General features: G+C 55.6%; 3 protein-coding genes. All 3 read left to right on the top strand.

Going from position 1 to position 5112, the window contains the following annotated elements; genetic code table 11:
- Window positions 1–373 precede the first annotated feature (373 nt).
- Complete coding sequence (locus AC2FNN_RS20985) at window positions 374–1801, top strand: AAA family ATPase (RefSeq protein WP_496760396.1); 1428 nt, start codon at window positions 374–376, stop codon at window positions 1799–1801.
- A gap of 77 nt (window positions 1802–1878) precedes the next feature.
- Window positions 1879–2895 carry a ParB/RepB/Spo0J family partition protein gene (locus AC2FNN_RS20980; RefSeq protein ID WP_496760394.1) on the top strand — a complete coding sequence of 339 codons (1017 nt, stop codon included), beginning with the start codon at window positions 1879–1881 and terminating at the stop codon, window positions 2893–2895.
- A gap of 520 nt (window positions 2896–3415) precedes the next feature.
- Entirely contained in the window at window positions 3416–4960 is a 1545-nt protein-coding gene (locus tag AC2FNN_RS20975) for a YncE family protein (protein WP_496760392.1), read from the top strand.
- Window positions 4961–5112 lie beyond the last annotated feature (152 nt).

Here is a 5112-nt window from a genome sequence, read left to right as displayed (position 1 = left end):
ATATGTCCTGCCCGAATCTTTGTTCGTGGTTTTATTGACGCTTACCGTAGAGTTATCCACAGGAGGCGTAAAGCCGCCGGAACGTGGGTTCAGAGTCACTGCAACGTGGGATCAGAGTCACCCTATCGTGGGATCAGATTCAGTATGATCTGCAAGAAATACAAAAACCTCTTTTTTTTCTTATACTTAATAGAACTCGAATTCACCCGTAACTGATAAAATAACAGGATTCTAACTGAACATTTTTTTGCCAAACGCTCAAAAGCAGCGTCTCGGAGGCTTTCTACCCCTTAATTTGCTTAGAAAATTCAGTTTTATACTCATAATACTTTCACATGCTTCCTTTTGTGGTATGTTGTCGAAAACATAGCACATGGGCAGTATTTCAATGCGCGCAGCAACGTCCGACGGGCTTCCCCCGTATTTCAATATCGACCCGGATCTGGCCTATGCTGAACTGGGCGATCCAACCGGAACACATGAGTTCTCGCAAATCGCGGATGCCTGTGCGCGGGGGCGTAGCGACCTGGCGAACCGGGGGTTGGAAGAAAACGGTCAGAAAAAGCTGCGCCTGTTTTCAACCTGGGAAATCACCAAATATCTGATCCCTGTCGCGCCTGCTCATTTTCGCCGGGTCCTGAAAGGCAATCCGGATCTGCCGCAGGGACAGTCCGAAACCGAAGGCGGTGCCAAGTGGTTCACGCTGGATGAGGTTCTGCGGCTGCGGGCGCATTTCGCCTCGGAAGGATCCAAGGCAAAAGAATACCGTCCCTACCGACCCGAGGGTCTGCCCGCAAAGATCGTGTCCGTGGCCAATTTCAAGGGTGGTGTTGGCAAAACCTCGACCTGCGCGCATCTGGCCATGTCGGCGGCTTTGGACGGCTACAAGGTGCTGGTCATTGATCTGGACAGCCAGGGCTCGATGACGTCGATCTTCGGCGGCAAGGTCAGCGATGAATGGCAGACGGTATTTCCCCTGCTCGCCCGTCATTACGCCACCCATCTGCGCCGCGACAATCAGGGGCGGCTTGACCGGGGTGAAGCGCCGCATCCGATTGACGATACCCTGTCCGAGGCGCTGAAGACCCGCAGCAGCGATCTGATCCAGACCACCCATTGGCCGAATATCGACCTGATCGGCGCGCAGCTGAACCTGTACTGGGCGGAATTCCAGATTCCCGTCTGGCGGATGCAGGGCCGCAGCTGGAAGCTGTGGGATGCGCTGACAGATACGCTGGACGAAGATGGGGTGCTGGACGACTATGACATCATTTTCATCGATACCCCCCCTGCCCTTGGCTATCTGACGATCAATGGGCTGGCCGCCTCGGATATCCTTCTGGTGCCCATGGGGGCCTCGTTCCTCGAGTTTGATTCCACTGGCCGGTTCTTTGACATGCTGCATTCCACCTTCCAGTCCATCGAAGACGGAGAGAACATGGCGGCCCGTGCCCTGGGGCGGCCCGAGATGGCGTTTCAGTGGGATGCGGTGCGCACGATCATCACCCGCTATGACGGCAGCCAGCAGGCCGAACTGGCCGGGCTGATGCAGGCCTATCTGGGCCGGACCCTGTCGCCGCATTGGCAGGGCTACACGGCGCTGATCGGGCAGGCGGGGGAACAGGTCAACGGTATCTACGAGGCCGATTACCGCGATTTCAACCGCGAGACCTATGTGCGCGGGCGGGAAACCTTCGATGCCACCTATGCCTCGTTCAAGAAGCTGCTGATTGGCGTCTGGCGGGGCGAAGAACGGGCCCGGCAGGCCGAAGCGGCGGGAACACCGGAACTGTCGCTCTGATCGCGATGTTTCGCGCGCGAAACACGCCTGCCACGTCCCGAAACCGAGTCTGATCCGCGCAGGAAAAGGAGAAACCAATGGCAAAACGTAAACGACTGACCCCTGCCCGGCCGGATTATCTGGAAGACAGCCGCCCTGCCCCCGGGCTGAACCCCATGTTCCCCACAGACGCCCCCCGGACCACGCCGCCGGTTGCACAGGTGGCCGGGGCCACGGCGGCGCAGGCAGCGCTGGAAGAGCTGTCCGGAGAATTGCGTGCCGCGCGGGCCGAAGGGCGCTTGGTGCAGGATCTGCCATTGGACGCCATCGAGGAAACCTACCTGATGCGTGATCGCATGGCGGCCGATGACGCGGATATGGAGGCGCTGAAGGAAAGCCTGAGGGCCCGTGGCCAGCAAACCCCGATCGAGGTCGTGGAGCTGGAGGGCGGGCGTTACGGGTTGATCTCGGGCTGGCGGCGTCTGACAGCGCTGCGGGCTTTGGCGCAGCAGACGGGCGAGGCCCGCTTTGAGACCGTGCGTGCCTTTCTCAGGCAGCCGCAGAGCGCATCTGATGCCTATGTGGCCATGGTCGAGGAAAATGAAATCCGCGTCGGGCTGAGCTATTACGAGCGCGCCCGGATCGTGGCGCGCGCGGCAGAGCAGGGCGTTTACCCGGATGAAACTGCGGCCCTGCGCGGGCTGTTCGCCTCGGCCAGCCGGGCGAAGCGATCCAAGATCGGATCCTTCATCGCGATCTATCACGCCCTGGATGACCATCTGCGCTTTGCGTCAGCTATTCCTGAACGGTTGGGGCTGTCGATTGCCAAGGTTCTGAAAGAGGAGGTAAAAGCAGCTTCCTTGATCACCACCGCTCTGCGGAAGGCTGCGCCTCAGAGCGGGGAAGCCGAGATTTCCGCTCTGACCCGTGCAGTGAGCGGCTTGGGGTCGAACGGGGAAAACCCACCTGCTGCCAAGCCCTCCCTGAAAGAGACATTCGGCGGCATTCAGTTGAAACAGAGTCGAAACGGTGCACAGGTCACCCTGTCCGGCGAGGGAATGTCCGAGACATTTCTTGCAGAGCTGAAAGCCTGGCTGCACGCGCGCGGCACATGATGTTTCGCGCGCGAAACAGAGGCTGAGAGGTCTGGTTCTCTTGTAGCACGCTGCACGCTCGATTTTTTGCGGGCATTACGTCGTGACCCAGAAAGAGATGGGCCCTGATCCTGGAGCCACCACCCGATATAGCCAGGAACATCAACGATCAAAAGTCCGCGCCAGAACCGGTTGCATTGGTGTGCTCATGGCACTTGGTGAGATTGTTTTTGGTATTGAGATGCCACGATTTGCTGCGCTTGCGAGGATAATGCCGTTGAAGCAAAACTGTAATTCGTTGTTTTTTTGGGGGAAATAGGGGAATATCCGGATTAGCTTTACCAGGAAGGGCGCAGACGTCCGATTTGGATCGTTGAAGGCAGCTTGGATTCGACGCTCAGTGATAGCCGCTTTTTAGTCTGCTACGCCCCCCCTATTGCGCGCATTTGTGAGCCACATGTGTCAGGGGTCATTTGGCGTTAAGGGTCGGTAATACGCTCGAAGGAGGAAACAAAATGAAAGACTTAAAGCAAACAAAGCCATGAAGAACTCGTATGTCTTCATTCGCTTGGCTTTACCTCTGCTGATTTTTTTAGGGGTTCTCATATTTCGGGACGCTCTCGTGGATTTTCTGGAGACTACGACTGGTAGTTTGGGATTCATGACACGCCTAATCGGGGTCATTTCAACCGTTTGGGAAAGAGCTCTGCTGTTTGTATTGATTGTCCTGGCTTTGGGTGCTGTGATCTTCCTGCTTTCCCGTTTCTTACCAAAACGCATCAGGTCATTCGCGTTGTTTGCCCTTGTCTTGGCGGGCGTCACCTGGGGCTTGTACCCATGGACAGGACGTGACGCAGTTGTTCTTGGCGTTGTCTGCGGTGGGGTTTTGGTTGCGAATTCCGGGGTGTTCTGGTCGCAATATCTTCGTAAGCCGGTGTCCGGCAGATTAATTGATGCCGTGATGATCTGCGCGGTTGGTTTAGCCGAATTGTTGTTGCCGCGCCCCTACTATCTTTGGGTAAGATGCAAACTTGGCTCAGATGCACCACGCAAAGAGCCCGGTTTTGGGCGCTACATTCCTGGTGTTGTTGTCGCCTCTGCTCTCATCGTTGCTTTTTTTCCTTTTCCGAGGTTGGCAGAAATTGGACAAAACCTGTTTATGTCCCCTCAGGCCAAAGTCATTTTTGGCCCGCGTTTCGGAATTTATACAAAGTACGACATAGCTTCGATGGTGTTTGATCCTGTTTCGGGTCAGCTTTTTTTATGCGGAAACGGAACAAATACATTGCTGGTGCTTCTCCCCGAAACCCAAGAGGTGAGCGATACAGGGATCATAACCGACAAAACCCAATTCTGCGTTTTTGACCCTGACCGCAGGCAAATATCATTCGCCAATCGGGCTGCTGAGAAGTTGGTTTTAGTGGATGTTGAAGGCCGCAAGATCGTGTCCGACCGTGCGTTGGGAACGTTGCCCCCTGGGGAAATTATTATGGGTTACAATCCTTCGGAAAATGTTCTTATTGCAGCGTCCGAAGCCGCAGAACGGGCGGAAGATATAGACTCGGTGCAAATATTCGATGCCAATAGCCTGGCGCGCAAGTTGACACTGGACGTGGATCCCGGAAATCTGATCACCCATCCTCTTAAACCAATTATGTATGTGAATTTTTTCTTCCGTGATGAAGGCGTACATGCTTTCAACCTGAGGAATGGAGAGCTGCTCGCCAGCACTCCTTCGGACGACCGCAGTGATCGATCTACGGTTGACGTTTCACGAGAAGAATTGCTGGTGACCTCGCCGGTGCACGCGCGTATTCAGGTCTTTGATACGACCACTTTGGCATCAAAGAACAGCTTTCCCACTGTATTTGGCGCGCGCGGGTTGGCATTGGATGCAGAGCGTGACCTGCTTTTGGTCGGAAGCATATTGACGAACCAGGTTGACGTGATTGATCTGAAGACTCGAAAATCTCTGCGGCGTTACAGGCTTGGGCCCTGGCTGCGCGATATCGTCATCGATCCCGAGAGCGGGACAGCCTATGTTTCTTCGCGCTTTGCGGTTTATCAATTGAATTACCTGGAGTGATTTGCCGTCGGAATGCGCAATCCCACCGAGGGTTCTGAAGGTATAGACACCCCCGCCGACCACAAGACAGTCACATCTTGACCAAGCGTCCGTCTGCCACCCTGATCCCCTGCTTTTCAAAGACGTTGCGCGTGTCAAAGACCAGCGCGGCC

The organism is Ruegeria sp. BHSA118 (genome assembly GCF_059613405.1).
The sequence above is the reverse complement of the archived record's forward strand: the minus strand, read 5'-3'. Positions and strand labels throughout refer to the sequence as shown.